20 protein-coding genes are annotated in these 25,795 nt (G+C 40.9%); 13 read left to right on the forward strand and 7 right to left on the reverse strand.

What is annotated here, in order from left to right; all coding sequences use genetic code 11:
* Positions 1-531: 531 nt before the first annotated feature.
* Both ACFE93_RS11820 and ACFE93_RS11825 read left to right on the forward strand, forming a co-directional pair.
* Positions 532-1,086 carry an AMIN domain-containing protein gene (locus tag ACFE93_RS11820; protein WP_375473472.1) on the forward strand — a complete coding sequence of 185 codons (555 nt, stop codon included), beginning with the start codon at positions 532-534 and terminating at the stop codon, positions 1,084-1,086.
* Positions 1,087-1,152: 66 nt separating this feature from the next.
* A complete protein-coding gene (locus ACFE93_RS11825; RefSeq protein WP_375473473.1) occupies positions 1,153-1,992 on the forward strand; it encodes a serine hydrolase in 840 nt (279 codons plus the stop codon).
* A gap of 222 nt (positions 1,993-2,214) precedes the next feature.
* On the opposite strand, the gene ACFE93_RS11830 is transcribed toward ACFE93_RS11825, so the two are convergent.
* Complete coding sequence (locus ACFE93_RS11830; protein ID WP_375473474.1) at positions 2,215-4,356, reverse strand: cytochrome-c peroxidase; 2,142 nt, start codon at positions 4,354-4,356, stop codon at positions 2,215-2,217.
* Between the two features lie 279 nt (positions 4,357-4,635).
* On the opposite strand from ACFE93_RS11830, the gene ACFE93_RS11835 reads away from it, so the two are divergent.
* Complete coding sequence (locus ACFE93_RS11835; protein WP_375473475.1) at positions 4,636-5,559, forward strand: DMT family transporter; 924 nt, start codon at positions 4,636-4,638, stop codon at positions 5,557-5,559.
* A gap of 507 nt (positions 5,560-6,066) precedes the next feature.
* The gene (locus ACFE93_RS11840) at positions 6,067-7,842 is read left to right on the forward strand and encodes an alpha/beta hydrolase (RefSeq protein WP_375473476.1); all 1,776 of its coding nucleotides are present in this window, start codon (positions 6,067-6,069) and stop codon (positions 7,840-7,842) included.
* 46 nt (positions 7,843-7,888) lie between these two features.
* On the opposite strand, the gene ACFE93_RS11845 is transcribed toward ACFE93_RS11840, so the two are convergent.
* Positions 7,889-8,026 (reverse strand): hypothetical protein, encoded by a 138-nt coding sequence (locus ACFE93_RS11845; RefSeq protein ID WP_375473477.1) that lies wholly within the window; start codon positions 8,024-8,026, stop codon positions 7,889-7,891.
* Between the two features lie 209 nt (positions 8,027-8,235).
* On the opposite strand from ACFE93_RS11845, the gene ACFE93_RS11850 reads away from it, so the two are divergent.
* The 6 genes from ACFE93_RS11850 (at position 8,236) to truB (ending at position 16,186) form a co-directional block, all read left to right on the forward strand.
* Positions 8,236-8,952, forward strand: coding sequence for a hypothetical protein (locus ACFE93_RS11850; protein WP_375473478.1), 717 nt, complete (start codon positions 8,236-8,238; stop codon positions 8,950-8,952).
* Between the two features lie 314 nt (positions 8,953-9,266).
* A complete protein-coding gene (locus ACFE93_RS11855; protein ID WP_375473479.1) occupies positions 9,267-11,633 on the forward strand; it encodes an ATP-binding protein in 2,367 nt (788 codons plus the stop codon).
* Between the two features lie 52 nt (positions 11,634-11,685).
* Positions 11,686-12,159, forward strand: a complete 474-nt coding sequence (locus tag ACFE93_RS11860; RefSeq protein ID WP_375473480.1) for a response regulator — start codon at positions 11,686-11,688, stop codon at positions 12,157-12,159.
* Positions 12,160-12,446: 287 nt separating this feature from the next.
* The gene (locus tag ACFE93_RS11865) at positions 12,447-14,219 is read left to right on the forward strand and encodes an ATP-binding protein (protein ID WP_375473481.1); all 1,773 of its coding nucleotides are present in this window, start codon (positions 12,447-12,449) and stop codon (positions 14,217-14,219) included.
* Between the two features lie 516 nt (positions 14,220-14,735).
* Positions 14,736-14,939, forward strand: coding sequence for a hypothetical protein (locus ACFE93_RS11870; protein WP_375473482.1), 204 nt, complete (start codon positions 14,736-14,738; stop codon positions 14,937-14,939).
* Between the two features lie 362 nt (positions 14,940-15,301).
* Positions 15,302-16,186 carry a tRNA pseudouridine(55) synthase TruB gene (truB, locus tag ACFE93_RS11875; protein ID WP_375473483.1) on the forward strand — a complete coding sequence of 295 codons (885 nt, stop codon included), beginning with the start codon at positions 15,302-15,304 and terminating at the stop codon, positions 16,184-16,186.
* Between the two features lie 202 nt (positions 16,187-16,388).
* On the opposite strand, the gene ACFE93_RS11880 is transcribed toward truB, so the two are convergent.
* The 4 genes from ACFE93_RS11880 to ACFE93_RS11895 form a co-directional block, all read right to left on the reverse strand.
* Positions 16,389-17,168, reverse strand: coding sequence for a hypothetical protein (locus ACFE93_RS11880; RefSeq protein ID WP_375473484.1), 780 nt, complete (start codon positions 17,166-17,168; stop codon positions 16,389-16,391).
* A 364-nt stretch (positions 17,169-17,532) separates the two neighbouring features.
* Positions 17,533-18,369, reverse strand: a complete 837-nt coding sequence (locus ACFE93_RS11885) for a CheR family methyltransferase (RefSeq protein WP_375473520.1) — start codon at positions 18,367-18,369, stop codon at positions 17,533-17,535.
* Positions 18,370-18,412: 43 nt separating this feature from the next.
* Positions 18,413-18,949, reverse strand: coding sequence for a hypothetical protein (locus tag ACFE93_RS11890; RefSeq protein WP_375473485.1), 537 nt, complete (start codon positions 18,947-18,949; stop codon positions 18,413-18,415).
* Between the two features lie 184 nt (positions 18,950-19,133).
* A complete protein-coding gene (locus ACFE93_RS11895) occupies positions 19,134-19,700 on the reverse strand; it encodes an HD domain-containing protein (RefSeq protein ID WP_375473486.1) in 567 nt (188 codons plus the stop codon).
* A 245-nt stretch (positions 19,701-19,945) separates the two neighbouring features.
* Here ACFE93_RS11895 and ACFE93_RS11900 point away from each other — a divergent pair, with 245 nt between their 5' ends.
* From ACFE93_RS11900 to ACFE93_RS11910, 3 genes are all read left to right on the forward strand, one after another.
* Positions 19,946-20,686: a DUF2993 domain-containing protein gene (locus ACFE93_RS11900; RefSeq protein ID WP_292861361.1), complete on the forward strand. Its 741-nt coding sequence runs from the start codon at positions 19,946-19,948 to the stop codon at positions 20,684-20,686.
* 33 nt (positions 20,687-20,719) lie between these two features.
* Positions 20,720-21,271 carry a DUF2231 domain-containing protein gene (locus ACFE93_RS11905; RefSeq protein ID WP_375473487.1) on the forward strand — a complete coding sequence of 184 codons (552 nt, stop codon included), beginning with the start codon at positions 20,720-20,722 and terminating at the stop codon, positions 21,269-21,271.
* Between the two features lie 480 nt (positions 21,272-21,751).
* Positions 21,752-22,129, forward strand: a complete 378-nt coding sequence (locus ACFE93_RS11910; RefSeq protein WP_375473488.1) for a hypothetical protein — start codon at positions 21,752-21,754, stop codon at positions 22,127-22,129.
* Between the two features lie 312 nt (positions 22,130-22,441).
* On the opposite strand, the gene ACFE93_RS11915 is transcribed toward ACFE93_RS11910, so the two are convergent.
* On the reverse strand, positions 22,442-25,720 hold the full coding sequence (locus ACFE93_RS11915; protein WP_375473489.1) for an alpha-mannosidase: 3,279 nt from the start codon (positions 25,718-25,720) through the stop codon (positions 22,442-22,444).
* Between the last annotated feature and the right edge of the window lie 75 nt (positions 25,721-25,795).

Here is a 25,795-nt window from a genome sequence, read left to right on the forward strand (position 1 = left end):
GGGTAAAACCCTGGTTAATCAGCTATTTCCGACTTGTGTGTACACCGTAGCCCCAAGGCATCGGGGAGGGGCGGTTTTGGCTTTAGACAAAACCGGGGTGGGGTGACGCGGTGAGTAACCGTAAGTGAAGGAACTCAATATCACGTCTTAACAAAAGTTTTACGTTAAGTTGACACTAATGGGCAATGCTGTGCCCCTACGCGAAATCTATATGTATTAGGGTTTTAGTGAATAAGTTTTACTTTCTCTCTCTACAAAATATAAGTTGGAAACATAATTAATCCTTCGCTCGTCCTTGGGCTAGATTAACAATTTCTGTTGTTGTCAACTCACACCACAAATAAAACTCAACTTTGATTACTTTTAATAAGTAATGATGATTTATCGTGCTTATCTAATCCCAAATATCATCTGGTAAAAATAACTCACCGGGATTTATGACTTTTTCTCCGGAAGTTCAGCACAGTCATCAGAAAACAATCTAAGTAAACCTGATTAGTTGCTCCTTACTTGCACACCCACATTTACAACATGAAATCACATCTACTGGCGATTGGTTTAAGCAGTTTGGTTTTAGTTGCAGGACAAGCTAAAGCCTCACAATTACAGTCTTGGTACTATGATTCTAGCCAAAATCAATTAGACTTAACTACCACTTCGGGAATAGAACCAAAAGCCTTTTTATTAGATAATCCGAATCGATTGGTGATTGACTTACCTGGAACTAATTTTAATTCCGATACTGTCAAACAAAGTTTTGGTAAGGCGGTGAAAGAAATTCGCCTCGGCAAACCAGACTCTCAAACCACTCGTTTTGTTGTCGAGTTAGCTCCTGGTTATGATGTTACTTCCCAAAATATATCAATTAAAGGAGATTCCCGTTCTCATTGGATTTTCAAATTCAATTCATTTAATCGCCAAAGTAATCCCATTGTGGGAGAAAACAGAGAAGATATTGCCATCAAATCCACAGATGCATCTACATTTGCGGGAGTTGTGAATCTTGGTCAAGAGATGGTTCAGGGCGAACGCACGGTATTTCTGAAACCCTTGCTGAACAAGGATATTGACGAAAAAATAGGCTAAATTTAAAAACGCCGAAACCCTTGCTATTAAAGGATTCTTATACTTTAGATGCGTTTGCCCTGAGAGATGGTTGGTATCACTTCTCAGATTCGCAGTTTGTTAGCAAGTTATAAAACATTGAATCCGGGAATATTTTTCTTAGATTTATCTACAGGTAATTATATAGATATTAATGGCGAAAAAAGATTTGCTGCTGCCAGTACAATCAAATTTCCCTTATTAGTGGCTCTTTTCCAAGAAATAGATGCAGGTAGAATTAAACTCACCGATAAATTAGTGATGCGGCGTGATTTAAAGGTTGGCGAATCTGGAATTATGCAATACAAACCCATCGGCACTAAATTTAGCGTCTTAGAAACTGCTACCTTGATGATGACAATCAGCGATAATACCGCCACAAATCTGGTTCTCGATCGCTTGGGTGGTGCCGCAAAAGTTAGCCAGCGTTTTCGCAGCTGGGGATTGCAAAATACAGCACTTCGGAATCTACTTCCAGACATCGCTGGTACAAATACAACTAGTTCCAAAGATTTGGTCAGATTAGCGGCGTTAGTTTCTAATAATCGTTTGTTATCCCCAACTAGCCGCGATCGAGTTTTAGGCATTATGCGCCATGTCAAAACCAATAGTTTACTACCAGCTGGTATCGGCCAAGGAGCTACCATCGCCCATAAAACTGGTACATTGAGATTTATCATTGGTGATGCGGGTATTATTCAAATGCCCAACGGCAAAAGCTATTTAGCAGGTGTTTTGGTACAAAGACCAAACTACGATCCCAAAGCTGGAGATTTTGTCCGTGAAGTTTCTAGAAGAGTCTATAATTATCTAGACAATACTAAAATTAGCAATATAGAACCGATACTTGGCGATGCCTCCGGCGGGCTACGCCTACGCACTCGTTAGTCAAGCGATAGTCTAGTCCACAGATCAACTTTGGCGGGTGAATAAGTTCGTAGTAAGGACTTTAGTCCTGGATTTTTAAGCACGCTTTGTGCTTACTACAAATTCATCATATTTAATCGGACAAACTATTACCCTAATTGCATCAAATCGCAAAAATAGGGACGTACATCTGTACATCCCTACATATCTATCTGTATTCAGGTATTTCGTCGTGAAATGGGATTAACTCAGGAAATTTGGTGTACCACTATTACCATTCCTACCAACAGCAGGAATTTCTACTGTGTCATCTGTAGCTTTACCAGTGCCGTCATTGACAACATAATTAGAGTTACCCACATGTCCATTAGGGATAAACAATTGTGGATGGTCAAAGGGCGCTTTATTATACCGAACTCGGTCATCAGTCAGCCCTTTTAAAAAGGCAACCAATTGCTGTTTTTCTTCTGGTGAGAGATTTAGCGGCGGAAGTACTCCAAAATCACCACCCCGATTGTAAAAATCAATCAATTGCTCTAGAGTCGCCTGACCTCCATTGTGGAAGTAGGGAGCAGTAAGTTCCACATTGCGAAGTCCAGGTGCTTTGAAAGCTCCTTTTGCAAACACAGTTTCACTGGAATTCAACGGTGGATTAAGGGTTGGGGGGTTTTCGCCAAGGAGATCCTTAAATTTGCCCAACTGAGCCAATCGTGCCTCTGAAAGCGGATTACCAGCCTGCAAACCGTCATGACCACCCAAGCCGGGGTCGTCTGTGGGCGGTCTGACACCGATATTGAAGAAACCAGTATCTTCGGGAGATTTTGTCCCGAACGGCGCACGTTTGATTCGTCCGTCTTTAGCCACGCTGCTTACTGAAGCCGCTGTTAATTCTACTCCAGTGTGGCAAGCAATACACAGACCTTTGCCCTCAAATAGCCCTTTCCCTTGTTGTTGCTGCGCGGTTAGAGCGCTGGTGTTTCCTTCCAAAAAGCGATCGTAGGGCGTATCATTGGCAATGAGTGTAGACTCGTACAACTGAATTGCCAGCCCAAAGAATAGCGAGAAGTTGTACTCTAGCAATGTGTACTCATTAATCTCCAAGGAGCGATCGAGTTTCTTGACGACAGTGCGTTTACCGTCAGCGTCAATTTGGATGAGTTGATTAGACTTCCACCACTCAGGCTTGAAGGCATCTTGAATCATTTGAGTGTAGGTTCTATCTCTAAGTCCAGGTTGAGGCGATCTACTATCTTCACCTAAAACGCTGTCTTGTGGATGAACAAGCTGTTTACCTAGTGGTCTAAGAGCTAATAACTTTTTCGCAAGTTTTCGAGGGAGCTTTTTACCCTTACTAACGCTGAGGGATCTTATGTCAATTCGCCCGAACTTATCACCAATTTCTTGAAAAGTGCGGCCATCTGCGGACGACTCAAAGGAACTCAGTGGCGGCCCAACTGCTTGGGATGCCAAAGACGAGTTCTTCAGGCTGACTTTCACAAATTCTAGATTACTAATTGGGTTTACAGCCTTGGCGACAGCGGCATTAGGATCTCTTAAACCGAAGGGATTCACCCCATTAAAGATGTTTTGTGCCCTTCCATCCCAAAAGTTACGGAAGTTGAATGCGGCATTAATCACGGTTGGCGTGTTACGCGGCTCGACGCGTCGCACATTGATACTTCCCACGTGAAACACCGGATCGGGCTCGTTTGTAACTTTGTCTTCTGCAGTACCAGGTGTGACATCCACAAACTTCGTATTGAAGATCCCCTGAGAAGAAGTGACATCGTTACTGTCAGATACAATAGTCGTAGGATCGTTTGGGTTTGACAGCTTGTGGAAGGGAAAATCTTCTGGTTTGAGCTGATAGTTTGGTAGCCCGCCAACATTAAAAACTGAATCTGGATTCTCTGTACCATCGGCGTTGACCCGCAAAAGCCCAGGAGCGATCTGATTTTTGGATCTGTTATCGGCTCCAGCATGGAAGTGACAACTAGCACAGGAGGTCTTTCCATCGCTCCCAACCTGCATATCCCAAAAAAGAGTCTTTCCTAACTTGATTGCGGCTGTTTTGTCTTTTACGAAGTCTCCAAGATTGTCCGGTTCTGGAACCGATACGCTCTTGAGCGAAACTGGAGACGGGCCTGTAACTGCTGATACAGTATTTCCGGCTATTACTGCTACCAGAATAATGGCAGCAATTGTTATAGTCCTTGAAAATCTCGATCTTAAGTAGTTAGGCTTGCCATATCTGAATCTCCACTCTTGCCGCTTTATTTTTGTCACCAAAGATTTGAGCAAAAATCGACCTCTTGAGGTCAGCAGTAAGCAACTTGATAAGGTAGTGATAAAGATTACTAAGCTGATTATGGGTATAATCCCCATAGTTGTTTTCTAAAGTAACACCGAGATAAAGTATACATTTACGAAGAAGTTTGAAATTTAATATTCATGTAAAATGAGCACACAAATTACGAATTTTACGTGAACAAAAAAAACATCCTCTTTCGGGTAAGAATAATAAATTAAGTTGGATAAGTGGATTATTTTATATTGAATTTGCATCAACTAAGCTATCAATATATTTTCTCAACAATAGTTTGATAAAATCAATTAAGTATATCTTAAACTTATTATTAGCCCTACTTTGTGTAGGAGATTTGAATGTTATTACATCAAAGTTCTGGTAGGTGGCGCTTAGGGCTAGCGTTATCGCTATTGACGGTCTTATTGTGGGGAATTTTACCTATTGCCCTAGCAGTAACTCTACAAGTACTTGATGTCTATACCGTTATTTGGTTTCGCTTTTTGGTATCATTTATACTGCTTGCTGTGTATTTAGGGATACAGGGCAAATTACCAAAATTAGAACAATTGCGCTCTGCTTCTGGAAAATTATTAGCGATCGCGACAATATTCTTAGGGATTAATTACTTTTCGTTTACCCAAGGTTTAGCATTAACATCGCCTGCTAACGCTGAAGTTCTCATTCAATTGTCTACCCTTTTATTAGGTTTCGGAGGGTTAGTAATTTTTAAAGAACGTTATCGGCTGTCTCAATGGATTGGCGTTAGTGTAATGATTTGCGGTTATCTTTTATTTTTCCACGAACAACTAACGAATTTAATTACAGCACATGGCACATATATACTAGGTAGTGTTTTAATCGCGCTAGGATCGACAGCTTGGGCTGTTTATGCTTTGGCACAAAAGCAGTTATTACAATCTTTATCTTCCACCAGTATCATGTTGGTCATTTATGGAGGTTGTGCTTTATTATTCACTCCTCTAGCTAAATTTAAATCACTTTTTATACTTGATACTTTCCATTTAGGAATGTTGATTTTTTGTGCCTTGAATACCTTAATTGCTTACGGTGCTTTTTCTGAATCATTACAACATTGGGAAGCATCACGAGTAAGTGCAGTATTAGCCTTAGCTCCCATTGTGACATTAATATCAGTCGTGGTTGTATCAGTTATTGCACCTTCTTGGACACCACCAGAACACTTCACCCTCATAGCAATATTAGGAGCGGGTTTAGTAGTCACAGGTTCAGTAGCGATCGCCTTGGGAAAAGCTGATTAATTGCAATGTTTTTCAGGATTTTTACTGGATTTTTTAGTTAGTGAATTTGTGCAATATTCAAAGCTACAACATAAATACTGAGGCAGACTATTTTTTATTTGTTATGATTTAATAGTGAAGGCAAACTACTGAAGTCATCTGGATACTTTACCTATCTCCATGACTTTGTAGGATTTGATTGTTGACTTTATAGCCGAAATCTCCTTGCAAAAGAATTCATAAATCAGAATTCAGGAGTCAGAATACATTACTAGGGAATTGGGAATCACTACTTTTTAAAACTACCCAAACTAAGATTTAGTAGGAATTTCAACACCATAATTACCCATCACTTTAAGCAAGCTACATTCGCAATTCATACATAATTCATCCTGATTTATAACTCCTGACTCCTAAATTCTGTTTTGATAAAATTGAGGCTAATAACTTTAAGTAAACTAAGCAGGGCGCCCGAATAACTACCAAAGCCAACACCCGATAAAACTAGACTACTGAAATAGTTGAGCGATGAATAGTTTGTTTGGTAATTGGGCCAGCACCCTCAGAAAAAATTCTTTATTGCTGGTTCTTTCAATGTTGCTGCCAACATTTGGAATTAGTAATTCTGTCTTGGCAGCAGAGCGGATTTATGCATCTTATTCAGCTTTGGAGCTTTCCATTTCAGTCACAACTTTAGAGAACTACGCCAAAACAGGTGTAATTAACGAAGACTTAGCAGCCTATCAGCAATATCTGCCTTTAGAACAGCTTCAAGAATTGCGGCGAATTTTACTTAATCGTGTGAAAGTTAGTCCGGTAGTAGTTTCGCAACTTCTCTACACACCGCAAGGAGAATTTTTACTGCATCGATTGGCGCAAGTGATTAAAACCAGTCAACCAGAACCAGAATTGGGTGCTTTGCGTTCGGCGTTAATTTTAGCCTCTGGTGAATCGGGAGGCTTGACACTTTTAAATGTGTTGCGTAAATATCCCACCAGCAGCATTCGCCTTGATGTCGCCGAGACTTTGGAAATAGGTACACAATTAGAGGAACTTGTTAACCAAACCCATCGGGCGATCGCAGCTGTTTCCCAAAAGTCTAAAATAGAAGCTGAGAGCATTTCCCAACCAAATTTCTCGCAATTGCCCGATTTAAAGGTTCCGGGAAAATTTAAGTCGCAAAAATACATCCTGAAGTTTTTCGACTCAACCCGCAATCGGCTTTTATTGACTGATGTTTACATTCCCAATGTCCAGAAGACTGCACCGGTAATTGTAATTTCTCACGGCTTGGGTTTAGACAGCAGTAACTTTCAATATTTAGCTACTCATCTAGCTTCTTACGGATTTGCCGTCGTCGTTCCCAATCACCCTGGTAGTGATGCGAAACAATTGCGTTCTTTGTTAAAAGGACGCGCTATTGAAGTCGCACAACCAAGTGAATTTCAAGACCGACCTTTGGATGTAACATATATACTGAATCAATTAGAAAAAGGTAATCAATCTGATTCACGGTTCAAAGGTCGCCTAAATCTGCAACAAGTTGGAGTATTTGGTCAATCTTTGGGAGGCTACACAGCTTTGGCCTTGGCAGGCGCTAAAATCAACTTTCAGCAGCTAAAACAAGACTGTCAACCAGCAGCACTGCAAAAAACCTGGAATATGTCTTTACTGCTCCAGTGTCGCGCTTTAGAATTGAGCATTAGCAAGTCTGACAAGGATTATAACCTGCGGGATGAGAGAGTGAAAGCTGCGATCGCAGTTAATCCCATTACTAGTTCGATTTTCGGCAAAGCTGGCTTAAGTCAAATTAAAACTCCAGTGATGATTGTCAGCAGTAGTGATGATACAGTTGCACCAGCTTTATCCGAGCAAATTTTACCTTTCTCCTGGTTGGCAAATTCCCAAAAGTATCTCGTCATGCTTGTTGGTGGCACACACTTTTCCACCATTGGCAATGCAAACCCTGCAAATCAACAAGTAGCATTACCTGCCGATATGATTGGTGATGCCTCCCAAGCGCGTCGTTACATGAATGTTTTAAGTTTACCTTTCTTCCAAACATACATTGCAGGAAAGCCGCAATACACGCCCTACCTGAACGCCGCCTACACTCAAAGTATTTCTAGTAAGTCTCTCGGTTTGAGTCTCATCAAATCATTAAATACAGCCGAATTAGCACAATTATTAGATATAAAAGAACCCAAACTCGTTAAAAAAAAAGTTCCCAACACCATAGTCAGCTTCGGATTTTGGATGTTGGATATTGGTGTTGCATTGCTGCATGTAATGATTTTTCTTTGATTTTTACAGACGTAATTAATTACGTCTGTAAAATTTATTTGCGTTTTTATAAAATTAAAGGCTCAATTTTTGCTTGGACTTCTTCAATTAGCTCGTGTTCAACTTTCTCGACAAACAAAACCTTCCTAGCTTTCCAATCAAGCGATTTTATCTGATCGGCTAGCACCACGCCACTGGTTATCATTCCGTTAGGAAGCAGAACTTCAAAGTTAAGACCTTTTTTTTTGATTAGTAATTGGACAAACTATAACTATAGAAGCCATTCGATTGTTCTAATAACTAGTTAGCCCTCAAGTTATTGGTGGGGGCAGAGTTTTGAATCTGTCTGTAGAGTGATAGAAGCACTAAAGACAAGACTCTATACTACAAAAAACTACAAATTGAGGTAAGCCAATGAAACCAATCAAGGTAGCGGTTGTTGGTGACTATGACCCAGTGTTTCCACCTCAAGTCACATTGGGCGTAGCGCTCCGTCATGCCGCAGCAGTTCTTGACCTAGAAGTTACAGAAACATGGATACCAACAAAAACTCTTGCCAAGCCTAATGCAAGTGCAATGTTGCAGGATTTTGATGGCATCTTTGGCGGGCCAGGAGATGTTCAGGAGTTGGAAGGAACGCTCCAAGGAATTCGTTTCGCTCGTGAAAATAACAAGCCCTATTTTGGAACATGTGCTGGATTTCAGTATGCGGTTATTGAGTTTGCCCGCAACGTATTATGGATTGCAGATGCTACCAGTGCTGAATTCGATCCATCTGCTCCTCGATTAATTCTGACTCCGCTTGCGTGTAACATTGCAGCAGAGAAGATGACTGTCAATATTAAACCCAACAGTCTTGCTTACGATCTCTACAGCAACAACGTAGCAGTTGAGGAATACTTCTGCCACTTTGGAATGAATCCGATGTATCGTGATGCTCTCATTGAGGCAGGTATGCAGATTTCTGGCACAGACCAAGACGGTGAACCTCGTATCTTGGAGTTACCAACTCATCCCTTCTTTCTAGCAAGTTTGTTTGTGCCGCAAACTTCGTCAACTCCTTCTAAACCTCATCCACTCATCAGTGGTTTTCTTGCAGTTTGCGCTAAGTTGCTAGTGAAAACGGGCTAACAATGTGATGGAGACTTGTCAGGTATATTACAATAGTCAAGCTTTTCACCGTATTTAAGACGGCAGTGACTATTAGAGTAAGTAGAGTGCAATAATTATGAGTGTAAATAATAACTAATTGTGCTGACATGATATTACAGCTTCTATAACGTACCGAAAACCATCTTCTAATTATTTGCGCTTACCTACTTATTGTAAAAACCGTAACAAGCCCAATTGATATGCGATCGCATTCATACTTCTCGCCATATACTTTAAAGAAATGTGACATTTAATTGCGCTATTGTAAGAGTCAGCTTTACATAAGTTCAGTTATGAGCCAGCCTGAATATACTACAGCCCAAGCAACAGCCCTGACTAACCACGATCGCAAACCTATTCACATACCTGGCTGTATTCAACCTCATGGCATTCTGCTGGCACTCAGTACTCAGCTAGAGATACTACAAGTTAGCAATAATACCCAAGTGTATTTGTGTAAAGCTCCAGAAGATTTGCTCAGTCAACCTTTGAGCTATCTACTTGAACCTCAGCCAGTGGAAATTGTCAAGCAGTGCTTAGTAAAAAATGTTGGCAGCGCTAATGTTTTCAAAGTATTAATAAATACTTTATACGGTGAAATATACTTTGATGCTATTGCTCATCGTACAGAAGAAGCTGTGATTCTGGAGCTAGAACCAACTGACTCGGAATTTGAGGTAAGTTTCTTAAACTTTCATAGTTTTGCGAGTGAAGCGATCGCTAAAATGCAAAGGACATCCAATCTGGGAGAATTTTTGCATTTAGTCGCACAAGAAGTCCAAAAAATCATCGGTTTCGATCGGGTGATGGTCTATCAATTTGACGAGTCTGAAGCGGGTTCTGTTGTTGCAGAAGTTAAACGGGAAGATTTATCACCTTATTTAGGACTCCACTATCCCGCTACAGATATTCCAGCGCAGGCTAGGGAGTTATACACGCGCTGCTTTCTGAGATTTCTCCCCGATTTGACTGCCGAACCTGTCAAACTAATTCCAACAGAAAATCCGGCAACACATCAGCATCTTGACTTAAGTTACTCTGTGCTACGAAGTTTTGATTGGTGTTGTGCTGAATATCATCAAAATATGGGGGTGAAGGCTCTTTTGGTGATTTCAATTATTCAAGAGCAGAAGCTTTGGGGATTAATATCCTGTCACCATCAAACACCAAAGTATATTTCTTACGAAGTCCGCAAGATGTGCGAATTTTTGGGACAGATTGCGTCTTCAGAACTAGCGCACAAAATTAGTAACTCGGAATGGGATTATAAAGTAAAACTAAAATCGCTACAGTCTGATTTTCTAGAATCTATTTCCCAAGCAGACAATTTTATCGATGCCCTAATTAAACCGGAAATTCGCTTGCTGGATCTTGTTAGTGCTTCAGGAGCGGCGGTTTGTCTGGATAATGAAATTACCCTTGTGGGGACAACACCGAATATTGATGAAGTTCGGGCGCTCATTGAATGGGCGGATACTCAAGTTAGTGACAACCTGTTTTCTACTGATTCTCTGCCGAAGCTTTACCAAGAAGCGCTGATATTTAAAGATACTGCTAGTGGCTTGTTGCTACTGCGGATTTCTAAAGTCCGGCGCTATTACATCCTTTGGTTTCGCCCCGAAGTTATCCAAACCGTACACTGGGCAGGAAATCCACAAAAATCCATCCAAGCACAGGCAGATGGTAGCCTTACTCTGTCTGTACGAAAATCCTTTAAACAATGGCAAGAAACCGTTAGATTAACTTCTCTACCTTGGAAACCTTGCGAACTTGACAGTGCGATCGCTTTGAATAATGCGATCGTTGGTATTGTACTCTCGAAAGCGGATGAATTAGCTAAAATTAATCTGGAGTTAGAGCGCAGCAACCAAGAACTAGCATCCTTTGCCTATGCCGCTTCCCATGACCTCAAGGAACCTTTGCGGGGCATTTATAACTTCTCGACAGTGCTGCTAGAAGACTATGCCCAAGTATTAGATGATGACGGAATTGAGTGCTTGCAAACGGTAGTATCCTTGTCTGTACGCATGGAAACTCTGATTAATGCTCTATTGCGGTTATCGCAGTTAGGACAAGCACAACTGCGCTTACAAGCAACTGACCTCAACGAATTACTCAACCAAGTAATTGACGTTTTTCGTGCTAGTCGTCAAGACTCTGGGCTTGTGGATATTCGCATTCCTCGGCCTTTACCAACAGTTTTATGCGACCGAGTTCTCGTCAATGAAGTCTTCAGTAATCTGCTTGGTAATGCCTTTAAATACAACGAGAAAGCAGAGCAATGGGTTGAGATTGGCTACTTTTCTCAAGAGGAATGGCAGAGGGGCAGAGGAGCAGGGGCAGCAGGGGAAGAACAATTGATCCATGCCCCATGCTCCATGACGCCACTTGCTCCATTTGGGGAGACCCCAAGACCGCAGTGGCTCCCCCATGCCCCATGCCCAATCTTTTATATACGCGATAACGGTATTGGAATTCCAGAGCATCACCTAAAAATCATCTTTAGATTATTTAAGCGGCTCCATTCCCAGCAAAAATACGGTGGAGGAGCTGGTGCAGGACTCGCTATTGTTAAGAAGATTGTTGAGCTTCATAACGGTAAAATTTGGGTGAAATCTACTATAGGCGTTGGCTCGATGTTCTATTTTACGCTGCAATAGTTTAAGATAATGACTAAATATATATTTTTGTTAAGTTCTTTTAAGACCACTAATGACAAAAAAACTTCATGAACCGCTGCTCGTTGTTGAAGACAGCAATGAAGATTTTCGGATCCTACAACGTCTGATGCAGCGTATGTCCGTCCAGAACCCCATACACCGTTGTACTAATGGAGATGAGGTTTTAGAGTTGCTTTATCAACAGGGGAACGATGCCTACGCTAAGAGCGAAGACCGACCCAATTCTAAAGTAGCATTACGACCCTCTGTGATCTTACTCGATCTCAATTTGCCAGGTATTGATGGGCGTGACATTTTAGATCGGCTCAAGCAAGACAAGAGTTTCAAGGGAATCCCCATCGTTGTTTTTACCACATCATCTAACCCCAAGGATATTGAATTGTGCTACCAAAAGGGCGCAAATGGATATCTGGTAAAACCGATGGACGCTCAGGAACTAAAAAAGACGGTTCAGGCATTCGTGGACTACTGGCTTGAAGCCAATACGCCACCTGTGTTGGATTAATTTATTTATTTTCTGTTAATGTGGCAGTAGGACAATAGGATAATGAAAAAGACAGCTCAAGCACACAGCGACATTTTCCTATTTGAATTACTGTGTCTGTCTTAAATGCGTTTTCCCCATTTTGCTGTTTTTCACACTGTCTTTGACTATTTTATATTGCTTTAGAATTACTAAGGAATTTAGATTTTATTTAGACTTATTTGTATATTATTTTTAGAATTACGCAATAAAAACACAATCTGGATAAAAGGGATCTATATAGATAGCTCCCTGATCCTCATAACCTTATGTTGGACACATGGACGCTACTTATCATCGATGATTGTGCCGCAGACCGGAAAATCTATCGTCGATATCTTTTGAAAGATCCGCACCAGTCCTACAAGATTTTGGAGGCAGACTGTGCAGAAGAAGGACTTGCTTTGTGCCAAAAAGAACGCTGCGATGTCATTCTGCTGGATTTTTGCCTACCCGATATGAGTGGGTTAGAACTTTTCGATCGCATACAGCAGGAAATATTTAAGACTTCTGTCCCTGTGATTATGTTGACAGGGCGCGGCGATGAAGAAATCGCTGTGCAGGTAATGAAACGGGGTGCTTTAGATTACTTAGTCAAGCACAATCTTACACAGGAGGTGCTGCAACTAGCAGTCCGCAACGCCATCAAGCAATCGTGCTTGCAAGCCCAACTGATCAAAACTCAGGAGAGACAACGCCTAATTGCCACGACTGCTTTACGAATTCGCCAGTCTCTTGACCTAGAGCAAATTTTGAATACGGCTGTAGCTGAGGTACAGCAACTTCTGAAGTGCGATCGCGTGATAGTGTATCAGTTTGCCTCAGATACACATGGTAAGATAGTTGCCTCATCAATTGAGTCATACCGGACTGTGGCATTATGCGATCGCGTTGGAGCTGGGGACAGGGGACTGGGAACTAGGGACTGGGGACTGGGGACTGGAGACAACGAGACTAGGAGACTAAGAGACATACTGATAACTAGGGAAGAGTTTACCCAATCCCCAATGCCCAATCCCCAATGCCCAATCCCCAATGCCCAATCCCCAATCCCTTATATCTATGAGCTTGGCTTGTGTAATTGTGTCAACCTAAAAGAGCAATTTAATACTAAGGCAAATCTGGTAGTTCCAATTAATTTGAGCAACAATGGGAACCCAACCCCCAAGCTATGGGGTTTATTGATTGCTCACCAGAATTCTAGGGAGCGAGAGTGGCAAACTGATGATGCAGAAATGCTCAATGAAGTATCAGTGCAATTAGCGATCGCTATTCAACAGGCGGAATTGTTAGCCCAAACTCAAGCAGCCCTTGCCAAAGAAAAGCAACTCAATGTATTTAAATCCCAAATAATTACAACGGTTTCCCATGAGTATCGAACGCCACTAACTTCAATTCTGGCTGCTGCATCAACTTTGGTAAAACATAGTCAGCAACTAGATGAGTCCAAACAACAGAGGTTCTTGGGAATTATCGAACACAAAGCAAGATATATGTCCAAACTCGTGGATAATATGCTTCTGGTTAACCAACTTGAACTGGAAAAACCCAAGTTTCAACCAATCTCAGTCGATTTACTGCAATTTTTTTCTGAACTTTTAGAACAAGAGCGAGAAACAATAGGCGATCGCCACGAATTGATTTTTAAAATTACTGGTAATCATCATGGATTTTGCGGCGATCGCGGACTTTTGCAGCAAATTTTTATTAACTTAATGTCTAATGCAATTAAGTACTCTCCAGATGGAGGTAGTATAGAATTCCACCTGATCGGCAAAGAATCAGAAGCAATTTTTGACATCAAAGATCGGGGAATTGGTATCCCGATGGCAGATCAAGAAAATTTGTTTCAATCTTTCAGTCGTGGAAGTAACGTTGACACAATTCCTGGTACAGGCTTAGGGCTAGCGATCGCTAAAGCTTGTGTCGAGTTACATGGTGGCGATATTGCCTTGTCCAGTCAAGTAGGGCAAGGAACTAAAGTTACAGTCAGCTTACCGAAGATATGCCCAACGGGTCAACTATCCCCATCATCAACTTGACTTGTGGCAATTTGGTTATGAGTTATCAATTAATCTCCATACTTAAAAGCTTGTCATTACTTACATTTTTGTAACAGTAAAAGTATCCTGCTGACCGACATTTAGCCCAGAACTTAAGTTTAGCGGCTCATAACTCAAGTCTACTCAAGATAAGTTTAGCTATAAGAGAGGGGATTGATTAAGAGAGATGAATTGATTGGCAACGAAGCCAGAGATAAAAAAAATGTGTGTAACCAGAAGTGCTTAAAAACAGGGAATTTTAACAAGATATAAACAGTACAACAATCTGAAGCCCGTTAACTGGTGAAATATAAAGTAGGTATAATTATGTATGATCTGGGGTGAAATACGGAGAAAACTGGTTTTTTGTGTTTGTCCTGGGGAGATAGATGGAAAGTTTCACTAATAATCCCCTCAGAGCCAATACATAGACAAAATCAGTGTAATAAGTATTAAGTATATAGCTGCAAGCTGGGCAACTTAAGAGAGTAGTTAAATTCACTCTTAAGGCTTCTCATGATCGTTTCAAATCCGCAGAAAGTACAAACAAGGTTTATAGATGAGATAAATGCTCCTACAGATGAGCAAGCTGCACTCATCAAAATCACGATGGAAGGAAAAATCATGAATTACCCAGATAGGTACACCCAAGAGAAACTGCTAGCTTTGCATAAAGCAAAAATGTATCTTGAAATGGCGATTGGGTTACTGAGTCAATAATCATTCATTAATCTCTCTTAGTTAACTCCATTCATTTTAGAGGGGAGTTTTTTTGTGAGTGCCTTGGGATGTAGGGTTAGGCTATGTGACTTTTTTGATGTTTTTAAAGAAAAAATCGATGTGAACTTTTAAATAGAGGTTATATGTCTGAAGTTATTGGAGTAATACTAGAGAACTCTAAGGATATAGGATAGAGATATGCTTTTATTTATTTTTCCCCAATAACAGGGTTAAGAGAGTGAGCATTTTTCGCTAATTTAATAGTATGGTTTTATACTTATATTTTATATTTAAATCTAGAATTATAATATTTGAGTATTAGATGAGTATTTAAGAAAGAAAAGAATAAAAGTATTGCTATTGTGTTATTTCAAGGTTTTCTCAACTTAAACAAACCATTTGACTGGACTTCCCACGACTGCGTAGCGCGGGTGCGAAAATTGTTGCGCCTCAAGCGTGTAGGACATGCGGGAACCTTAGATCCAGCAGCAACAGGGGTCTTACCGATCGCATTTGGTAAAGCCACAAGATTATTGCAATATCTCCCAGAAAACAAAGCTTACAAGGCTACTATTCGGCTGGGTGTGCGGACTACAACTGATGATTTAGAAGGTGAAATCATTAGTTCCCAAGCTTGTGCTGGGTTGAGTTTGGCAAAAGTGAAAACTGCACTGGCACAATTTGAAGGCAAGATTGAGCAAATACCACCTAGTTACAGTGCAATTCAAGTGGATGGTAAACGTCTCTACGACTTAGCACGCCAAGGGAAAATGGTGGAAGTTCCAGTGCGGACAGTGGAAGTTTTTCAGATAGATATTTTGGACTGGAGAGAAGGAGATTTTCCCGAATTGGATGTGGCGATCGCCTGTGGATCTGGTACATATATTAGAGCGATCGCTCGTGACTTAGGTGCAATCTTAGAAACTGGTGGCACTCTTGCGGCTTTGATCCGTACTCAAAGTAGTGGTTTCGATTTAACAGATAGTCTCACTTTCACCGACTTAGAAACTAAACTGCAAGGCGGGACATTTCAACCTCTTGTTCCTGATGCAGCCTTACAACATTTGTTGTCTGTGACTTTACCAGCAACATCTGCTCAAAAATGGTGTCAAGGTCAGCGAGTTTCTCTAGATTCTGATATTACTGGGATAGTGCGAGTTTATCAAGAAGAGACTCACTTTTTAGGTATTGGACAATTACAAGATAAAGTATTGATTCCGCAAATGGTTTTTGAGCCGATTTCTTGAAGAAGAATTCAGAAGTCAGAATTTAGGAGTGCAGCCGGAGACACTCTGCCTCCGGTAAGAATCAAAATGTTCTCTACAAGACCCTGCGTGTAGCTTGGTTTGTTTGCTGCAAGGGTACGCGGATTCACTACCCTTGCACTATCCACCAGTCGCACACAATTTAATTTTGAATTCTGACTCCTGACTTCTGAATTCTTTTTTATTAAACCAAATAACTTGTATTAGGTACGATCGCAAAGAAGGCATACTCATACCAAGCAGTCCAGATGAAACTGCGAATCCATCGCTGACGCTTGTCGAGACTCAATTCATATTCAAAAGCCCCACGAGATACATCAATGGAAGATAGATGAGAGTTGCAACCGCAGCCATGCTGATAAGTAAAACCGTATTTAGAAGCAATACTTTGCACCTTCATTTGGATAGCAAACACCTTACCTGCATGGAGTATGGCATCCCAAGCACGTTTATGCTCAATATCGCGCCGATCGAATCGCAAGGCTCGTTCTTCAAAAACATGATCGCGATAAATTGGTGCTAAATGCACGTGATAAAAGCTAGCAGGTAGTTCATAACCAAATTCATTGAACAAATCTATGCCAATGCGAGCCACTTTTACTTCATCAGCGTAATCGATTCCTTTTGACTCCACTTCACGGAGAATTTCTGCAAAGTTCGGATAGCTGTGTTTGAGAAAGTCTTGCCCAAAAAACTCTAAGGTTTCCCATGCTAGTTGTGCAAATAACTGGGAAAATGATGGTATTAGGTGAGCTAGTTGGGGGCGATCGCTAAATAAGTCAACATCACCACTTTCTAATTTATACAAAAATAATTGCGCCATCTCAACATAGCTTTGGGGTTGGGAAAGTCCGACACTCGTGGTTCCTCTAGCAATGTCTTGCCATATAGAAGGTAATTGAGAAACATGAACCGCATTTTCTCCAGCAATGACTGCAACAGCAGGACATTCGAGAAGTTGCATCGACAATCTCCTTTAAGACATTAATGTGTAATTTACCTTAAACAATTGCTAAATTTATCTTATAAACACAATAAAAAATGTTTGACAGACTGTCTTTTGACAGCAATATCTACAATGGGCTACGCCTAAGCAATTTTATTTATAATTTTTGGGGCATTGGGCATTAGTTATTTTAGGATAATTCATTGAAAGCGACGGGAAATTCCATCCCACAAGTGGCGTAAAGAGGGATAGTCGCCCCGTTGCTTGGGACTTTGGGCATTGAGCATTGGTAACTTCTTCCCCATGCCCCATGCCCAAAAACTCCATCCCGCAAATGGCGTGGAGTTTTTTATAATTCAATTACCCACTCAAAGCATTCTCTTCACCCACCAGCTAATTTCCTATATATTTTTTCACCTTTGATTAACTCTTCATAGTACTGCTCGTAAGAGGTGAACCTGATAGATTCTTGTCTTCCTAAACCTAAAATACCAAAGGTACAAAGGCTATTATAAAATAGTTCGTGTACTCGTTTTTGAAGTACCTGATTAAAATATATGAGGACATTACGACAAAGAATCACATTAAACTCATTAAAAGAACTATCAGTGGCTAAATTATGCTGGGCAAAAACAACATTTTCTCTTAGGGAAGACCGAAAAATAGCATTGTCATAAGCCGCTGTATAATATTCGGAAAAAGACTTCTTGCCGCCTGCTTTCAGATAAAGGTGAGTATATTCCTGCATCATTTTCAGCGAGAAAATCCCACTTTTGGCATTTTGTAATACCTTCTCATTCGTATCAGTGGCATATATGCGGCAACGATGATAAAGTCCTTCTTCTTGCAGTAAAATTGCCATTGAGTAGACTTCTTCACCAGTTGAGCATCCAGCGTGCCAGATGCGAATAAACGGATAGGTTTGTAAGAAGGGAATAACTTGATTTCTAAAGGTATTATAAAAGCTGGGATCGCGAAACATGGATGTTACATTTACCGTCAGAGCAAGCAAAAATCGTTCTAAATAAGGACGATTGTGAAGTAACCGCTCTTGTAAAGCAGAAACATTTGCTAACCCTTCTAATTGCATGAAGCCCTGAATACGACGCTTGAGTGAGGAAAGAGCATAATTGCGAAAGTCATAACCATAGTACTGATACACACCCTCTAAGAGCAGGTGTATTTCTATATCCTCCAAGAGCGGTTTTGTCAGAGACATAATATTCATAATTCATAATTCATCTATTCATCATTCATCGGTTTCAGTTTAACCAAGTGGCTTTTACTACTAAAACAGTGATCGCAATTACTGAAATTCCAGCTAGCCATCTCACCTGATAGCGCAGATTTTTAATTTCTTGGCTTAGACTTTCTGTCTGTGGTATGGAATATGGTTCCAGTTTTACAACTTCAATAGCTACTTGTTCGGATGTCTTTTGAGGCTTTTCAAAAGAGACTTGCGTGTGTAGCCAATTAGTAATCAGTTGGGGACAGTTCTTTTTAAACCAATTTAAAGCTAAGGTTCTAAAAACTGGTTTGGACATTCGGGCAATTAATTTCATTACCCTGTTTAAGGGTTTTATGCGAAGTTTTTGATTGATCAGATTCACCGAACCAACGTCATAAAGACAATCCAGAATTAATTTCACAGTGGCTTCTTCACTGTTAATCAAGTTTTGCAGTAAAAGCAGAACATCATGCATACGCTCTGCTTCCATATACTTTTCTGCCAAGTTTTCTGGATGACTTACAGAAGTATTTAGAGTTGGATTTAGGGTATTTTTTCTTACTATTGTCATATTAGTAACGTAGCAGTCAGAATAATATTAGTACACCTATCTACCGAGAGAAAGATTTTTTATCTAGAGAGAGAACCTAAAAGCCAAAATGTATTCGTGAGATACATCACCATATCGTGTCTGTAAAAAAGCTATTTATGTAGTTTTTGTAAATCTTTTATCTACTTTTGGAGAAATAAAATTTTTATTTAGATGCTAACACCTCAATTTGCGAAATCACCCGTTCTAATTCCTCAATAATTACAGGACTTTCAGTTTTTTTAAAAGCATCTACAAGCGCCCGATAATACCAAAGAGTACCTTCTTTACGCCCCTGAAAACGTTCCCAAACTGATTCGCCCAAAATGCGATAATCTTTGAGAATAGACTGGGCATTGTAAAGTTTATCAGCTAATGACACAAGCAGTACTGATGGGGAAGCTGTAGAAATATGAGCAATATATGCCTCCTTGCGCTGTCGCCAAGGGGGTTTTGGAGTTGTATCAGCGTCAGTACAACCATCTACAATTGCCGTTACATTGTCACCAAAGCGACGGCGAATTTCTTCTCGTGTTGCAGCACCACCTTGGTCTTCGATCGCATCGTGTAACAAAGCTGCGATCGCTTCATCTTCATTTGCCCCGTATTCTAAAGCAATACTGGTGACACCTAATAAATGGGCAACGTAGGGGACACCTGAACCTTTACGAACTTGGTTGGCGTGTAGTTGGGTGGCGTAGGTAAGGGCTGCGGTAAAACGTTCTGAGAGCATTATATAAAAAAAGTTCCAGCAGTCAGACGAACTTAACCGAAATATTGGGTTTGTGTCAATTTTATAACAAATCACTCCAAGTGCAGAGGTAATAAAGGATGAAAGGGGTACATAGATAAAATTTTAATTTGAAATTAGATAGACAACATTTAAATCTATATTCCATCGCCAGATAGATAAAACTGTGCTGTTAGTTTATTAGATTTACTCAAGGATGTGCTTTAAACAGGAGTTAATTTACATAAATGTCAGACAATCCTGGATTAGGAGAGCAAGCGCTCAATAAAGCGGCAGAAATAGGATTATCTAGTCAACTAGATGAAGTAGAAAATTTAGATGTAGATATCAAGACAGATCCGCTAAAACTGGTTCAGGGAGAGGTTGATGAGGTCACGATTCAAGGTGAAGGTATGGTCATGCAAAAAGACCTCCGCATGGAGGAATTTGAAATGCAAATGACTAGTGTTGCTATTAATCCTCTAAGTGTGGCTTTTGGCAAAATTGAACTCACTAAACCGACTGAAGCTCATACACGGGTTGTATTAACCGAAGCTGATATCAATCGGGCTTTCAACTCAGAATACGTGCGATCACAACTGCAAAGTCAAAAAATAGATATTAACGGACAGCTGACGACTATTGAACCTCAAGAAGTAGAGTTTCGATTACCGGGTGATGGGAAAGTAGCACTAAATGCCAGCATAAAATTAGTAGAAACTGGTGAAAATCAGCAAGTTGCTTTTTCCGCAGTTCCTAAAATTAACAGCAATGGAAAAAGTGTGACCTTGGAAAACATTGAGTATGGCGAAAGTGAGGAAATATCGCCAGATTTGACAAAAGCTTTGGTAGATCAAACTAGCGAAATTTTGAATTTAAGTAACTTTGATTTAGAAGGTATGACTCTAAAAGTCAATCAACTAAAAGTAGAAGTAGGCAAATTAATCTTACAGGCTGAAGCTCATGTGGAAAAAATTCCTTCAGCTTAAAAATGTAACGTTGATAAATTCAGGATACTAATAATGGAAACTACAGAAACAACGCAAGTAGGTTCAACACCTTTCCCAAATATTCCACCAGTTATTGAAAGTAACGACAGTGAGTATCGTGATACTGGTGTACCCAGTACAGTTGCGATCGCTGGACATCCCTTACACCCGTTGAGTGTGATCTTTCCCATAGCCTTTTTAGCCGCCGCCTTGGGAAGTGACATTGGTTACTGGTTAACTAGCGATTTCTTTTGGGCTAGGGCTTCGCTATGGTTAATCGGACTTGGATTAGCTGGAGGTGTCCTTGCATCTGCGATCGGTCTGAGCGACTTTGTAAAAATTGAACGAGTCCGCAAGCGCACCGCCGGTTGGACGCATTTAATACTCAACGTTTCTATACTAGTTTTATCACTCGTTAACTTTCTCCTACGCTTAGGCGACGCTGAGTCCCGAATAGTACCTTGGGGACTGTTAATCTCGCTTGTTGTTGGTACACTAACCAGTGCTTCTGGTTGGTTCGGTGCTGAACTTTCCTATCGCCACAAAATTGGTGTAGTGGGTGGAGGTAGCAAAAGATATCCTTGAAGCAGGTAGAAGATAGGAAAAACGCAGCACTTAACAAAATAGTTGGTCGAAGCTAGAAACCCAGTGACAGATTATTATTTACAGCTTCCGCTAAGAATATTTAGCAGTTATCGTTTGTATTTGATACAGTTTTGATACATCTTGGGGGATGGAGATAAGTCCGATCTAAGGTTTTACCAAATCAAAATTTGGGAGGATATTTCCCTTCCTCAGTAAGGCTTTTGAATCCATCTCACAAGAAAAAATTAGCGTATTTAATTAATAACTGTATACTTTATCTATGTGGTGAAAAAAATTACATTCTGTTAAATACTAACTATTTATATACACAAGCTTAGAAAAATTACAATTATACAAAAGGGTGAAATTGCAATATTGAATTTCATACTAAATTAAGTTTAAAAAAGTGCACAAGCGGTAATTTTCAGACTTGAAAGTGTTTTAATAAAGTTATTACCGAAAGTTTAGAGAAGCAAAAACATGAAAGGTTTCAGGAAGTTATCTTCAATAGCAGTATTGCTATTTGCCTTTGTGTCTCCGCCCTCATTAGTTGAAGCGAAAGATATTTCTTTAAGTAATGCTCTGAGTGAACAGAGCGTTGCACGAGATGCTAACCTGGTTGGAAATCAAACCGGAGAGCTTTTGATTGCTCAACGGCGGTCAGGACGATACCAGAGAATCCGACGACGGCAGATAATCCGACGACGGCAGCCCTACGGACGATACCAGAGAATCCAACGACGGCAGCCTTACGGACGATATCAGCGAATCCAACGACGGCAGCGTTTTGGACAACGCCAGATTATCGAACGACGGCAGCCCTACGGACGATACCAGATTATCCGACGACGGTATTAGAGATATGAGTGAAAACTACGTAGGCATAATACCCTTCTCTTAACGGAAAGGCTGCGCGTAGCTTGCTTCCAAAAAGTTCTATAGGAAGCCTCCGGCTACATGAATTTTGCCCACTAAGGATTTCGGATAAGGCACATAATTAATTTCTAGATATGTCTATTGAGGACTGGTGATACAAATAAGCCAATTGTTAATAGGAATCTGGTGAAAAAGAATGTAGAGACGTAGCACTGCTACATGTCTACAAGGGTTTTAGATAACACATATTTAATTTCACCAGATGTCTAATGGTTAGTAACCACTAACCATTAACTATGGTGGCTCACCCCAGCCTGGGATTAATCGCTGGTATATCTTGAAATTGGCGATTTTCCAAGGTTGTATCATCAAGATTTGTTGCTGAGATGAAAATTCAGTACTAGCGGAACGCTCTAATAAATCTACTGGATTTCCGAGATTCAACCCTAAATCACTTTGTAAAGATAATTCGGCTGTTTCTCCGTGAGATTCATAACATCGTAGAATTAATTGCTGTGGATCGTCTTCAGATGGCTTCAAGGCCATCAAGATTAAATTTTCAGCTGATAAATCTAGGAAACTTACTCCTTCAATAGTGCTGTTAGCTGTAGTGGAGGGTTGAGCCAGTGGCCAATTCAATATCACTTGCAACGGTATATTCAATTCATAGCCACGCCGTACTGTATGGGCTGATTCCCAACTACCAGCATGAGGATACAAGGTATATTTGAACTCATGAAAACCTCGGTCAGCCTCTGAGTCTGGCCAATTAGAACTGCGTAGCAGTGTGAGGCGGAGTTGATTTGGTTTGCTGTCATAACCGTATTTACAATCATTGAGCAAACTGACACCATAACGATTTGGGATTGCGGTATTTGTCTGTGTGTCTTCTGCTGTTAAATCAGCCCAACGCAAAGCAGGGACTTCCCATTTTGCTTGTTCTGCGCAGGTTTGCGGTTTAGTTGGGCGGCGAATTGCGCCACAGGGAATTTCATAAGTAGCAAAGTCGGCTTCTATATTTAAAGGAAAAGCAGCTTTAACTAATACATGATTTTCTTGCCAATTGACAGTTGTAGCAATGTTCAGCAGAGGTGAACCAGCTTGCAGAATATAGTCCTGGCAAAATTCTGATTCACCCAACTGACGCATCACGCGCACACAACTTTGTACCGGGCCTTGTTCTAACCATTGAATAGATTGAAGATTTGTTGAGGGTAAGGGATGTTGAGCATAATTGGGGTCTATATTCCAAGCATCCCAATATTGACCACTGTCTTTAAAAGCTTGCAGTTGATTCCCCGCCCCACTCAAAACTTCTCGTTGATAAGTTTTGTCAAAAACACTTGATAAATCTCCGGTGTCAGGATCTATAACAACTCGCAAGAATTCATTTTCTAAAATCCAGTCTGGGGGGAGTGGGGGAGATGAGGGAGAGACGCGATTAATCTCGTCTGTACTGGGGAGTAAAGGGGAAAGCCAAAATATGCGGTAGCCTACGGGTGGAATTTCGGTGGCGAGAAATAGTAACGTTGATGGTTCAGATAATTGGGAGACAAGCTGCTTTCCAGAAGCATCGTAAATCTGCCATTCTTGGGTAGTTGTTGGTGGTGTGGGTAAGGCTACAGAGACTACCTCAGAACGTTGCCAATTGAGAGAATTGAAAACAAAAATAGGCAGACTATCGGGTTTTGGAGGTTCTGATAGGGTAATGTTAGATGCGATCGCTAAAAGTGATTCCTGTAATATTTTCGTTCCCACTTGTTCTACTTGTTGCCATTGGGGCAAGGCATCTGTGTAAACTTGGGTAATTGAAGAACCAGGTAAAATATCGTGAAACTGTTGAAATAACACCAATTTCCAAGCTGCTTCAATTTCTGCTTTCGGATATGTCACACCACAGCTTACAGCTGCCAAGGTAGCAAATAGTTCAGCTTGATACAATAAATTTTCACAACGACGATTCCAGCGTTTTTGATCTGCGTGGGTAGTGTAGCAACCGCGATGGAATTCTAAATATAGTTCGTCATTCCAAGTAGGAAATAAGGGAGAATCATCACTACTGTCTCCCGTCTCCTCCCTCCTGCCTCCTTTACTGATTTGCTGTAAATACTTTTCAGCTGTCGTAAATTCTAAGTTTGGGAAGAAAGGCGACTTTTGCCAGCGTTGGGCGGTTTCTAACATATCACGCGTGGGGCCGCCGCCGTGGTCGCCGACACCGGGAAGCCAGAGGGATTCTGGTAAACTAGTTTGGGTTTGCCACTCAAGAGCATAAGTTGCCATTTTAACCGGGTCAATGCTTTCACCGATCAGTGCAGACATCAAACTAAAGACTTCACTACCATCAGGCGATCGCCACCAAAAAGCCCCATAATCAAATTTAGTAGTATCATTCCACCGCAACTTCTGTGTCACAAAATACTTAATTCCGGCATTAGCGAAAAACTGCGGTAAAGTTGCACAGAAACCAAAAGAATCTGGAACCCATTCCACAGTTGAAAGCTTGCCAAATTTCTCCTGGATGTAGCGCTGACCATAGAGTAGCTGACGGACTATTGATTCACCAGCAATTAGGTTGAGTTCTGGTTCCACCCACATTCCGCCGACAACTTCCCAACGTCCAGCAGCTACCTGTGCTTGAATCGCCCTAAACAAATCTGGGCGATGTTCTTCAATCCAAGCATAAAGTACCGGAGTCGAATGACAGAAGATTAACTCAGGAAAATCTTCTTGCAACTTCAGAACCGACTCAAAAGTATTTTGCGCCGCATTCCAAGTTTCACTCACAGGCCATAACCATGCTAAATCTAGGTGAGCATGACCCAATAAAAAAATTTTAGATTTTTGATCACCCCAACCCCCCTTCAAAAGGGGGGCTAAGATGTCGGATTGAATTAAATTTTGACGTAGAGACAAAAACGATCTTACTAACTCTTCCTTGGCATCCTTGGCGTCTTGGCGGTTCGTAACCTCCCCCACCATTTCCGCCAAAACATCCAACTTCTCCGGCGCAAATTTTTCCAAATAAAGCTGCACCACAGCTAACTCATTAGCCACAAAACCCGGATCGGGATTATTATCAATAGTAGACTCATAAACTAGGAGCGATCGCACTAAAGCACCATTACAATGTCCCGGACTCACTAACCGCAAAGCCACAGTGAATTCTTCCCCTGGCGTCACCCCCTGACTGAGAAGCACTCTCGGCGAAGAATCAAATAAATCACCCTCCAGCACTAACTCGCCATTTACATAAATCTCAGCAGAATCCGCCCACCAAACCAGCGCCAGCCGCAAAGATAACCCAGCTAAGGGATAACCGTGTAAATCTTGGGGAACTACCAATCTTTGCGCTAGCCATAGCACTTTTTTCCCACCCATCCAAGCAATATGTTCTTTAGCATTCAACTGGACTGGTTGCCAATCAGACAAATCAGCAGCTACAACATCAGTAATAACTAAGTCAGATTCCTGATACAGCCACCTAGACTGAAGATTAACTTGACAAAAAGAGCGCAATTGCTCAATTGCTTGTGAGATAAATTTGGTCTGGGATTGAGAGACAGTCGGAGTCATATATTCGCTAAGATGAGGTGTTGGTTGTTTTTATTGTTTGGCGCGAGTCTCACAACTTAACAAGACTTGAACTAA

It is taken from the genome of uncultured Nostoc sp., from assembly GCF_964247315.1.
In the GTDB taxonomy this organism is placed as follows: domain Bacteria; phylum Cyanobacteriota; class Cyanobacteriia; order Cyanobacteriales; family Nostocaceae; genus Nostoc.

What these genes read in the sequence shown, in the direction of transcription:
- ACFE93_RS11890 (WP_375473485.1), bottom strand. Translation starts at nt 18,949, where the DNA reads ATGACAATAGTAAGAAAAAATACCCTAAATCCAACTCTAAATACTTCT.
- ACFE93_RS11835 (WP_375473475.1), top strand. Translation starts at nt 4,636, where the DNA reads ATGTTATTACATCAAAGTTCTGGTAGGTGGCGCTTAGGGCTAGCGTTA.
- ACFE93_RS11825 (WP_375473473.1), top strand. Translation starts at nt 1,153, where the DNA reads ATGGTTGGTATCACTTCTCAGATTCGCAGTTTGTTAGCAAGTTATAAA.
- ACFE93_RS11820 (WP_375473472.1), top strand. Translation starts at nt 532, where the DNA reads ATGAAATCACATCTACTGGCGATTGGTTTAAGCAGTTTGGTTTTAGTT.
- ACFE93_RS11860 (WP_375473480.1), top strand. Translation starts at nt 11,686, where the DNA reads ATGACAAAAAAACTTCATGAACCGCTGCTCGTTGTTGAAGACAGCAAT.
- ACFE93_RS11830 (WP_375473474.1), bottom strand. Translation starts at nt 4,356, where the DNA reads ATGGGGATTATACCCATAATCAGCTTAGTAATCTTTATCACTACCTTA.
- ACFE93_RS11850 (WP_375473478.1), top strand. Translation starts at nt 8,236, where the DNA reads ATGAAACCAATCAAGGTAGCGGTTGTTGGTGACTATGACCCAGTGTTT.
- ACFE93_RS11900 (WP_292861361.1), top strand. Translation starts at nt 19,946, where the DNA reads ATGTCAGACAATCCTGGATTAGGAGAGCAAGCGCTCAATAAAGCGGCA.
- ACFE93_RS11840 (WP_375473476.1), top strand. Translation starts at nt 6,067, where the DNA reads ATGAATAGTTTGTTTGGTAATTGGGCCAGCACCCTCAGAAAAAATTCT.
- ACFE93_RS11880 (WP_375473484.1), bottom strand. Translation starts at nt 17,168, where the DNA reads ATGCAACTTCTCGAATGTCCTGCTGTTGCAGTCATTGCTGGAGAAAAT.
- ACFE93_RS11885 (WP_375473520.1), bottom strand. Translation starts at nt 18,369, where the DNA reads ATGTCTCTGACAAAACCGCTCTTGGAGGATATAGAAATACACCTGCTC.
- ACFE93_RS11915 (WP_375473489.1), bottom strand. Translation starts at nt 25,720, where the DNA reads ATGACTCCGACTGTCTCTCAATCCCAGACCAAATTTATCTCACAAGCA.
- ACFE93_RS11845 (WP_375473477.1), bottom strand. Translation starts at nt 8,026, where the DNA reads ATGATAACCAGTGGCGTGGTGCTAGCCGATCAGATAAAATCGCTTGAT.
- ACFE93_RS11870 (WP_375473482.1), top strand. Translation starts at nt 14,736, where the DNA reads ATGATCGTTTCAAATCCGCAGAAAGTACAAACAAGGTTTATAGATGAG.
- ACFE93_RS11895 (WP_375473486.1), bottom strand. Translation starts at nt 19,700, where the DNA reads ATGCTCTCAGAACGTTTTACCGCAGCCCTTACCTACGCCACCCAACTA.
- ACFE93_RS11865 (WP_375473481.1), top strand. Translation starts at nt 12,447, where the DNA reads ATGTTGGACACATGGACGCTACTTATCATCGATGATTGTGCCGCAGAC.
- ACFE93_RS11855 (WP_375473479.1), top strand. Translation starts at nt 9,267, where the DNA reads ATGAGCCAGCCTGAATATACTACAGCCCAAGCAACAGCCCTGACTAAC.
- ACFE93_RS11910 (WP_375473488.1), top strand. Translation starts at nt 21,752, where the DNA reads ATGAAAGGTTTCAGGAAGTTATCTTCAATAGCAGTATTGCTATTTGCC.
- ACFE93_RS11905 (WP_375473487.1), top strand. Translation starts at nt 20,720, where the DNA reads ATGGAAACTACAGAAACAACGCAAGTAGGTTCAACACCTTTCCCAAAT.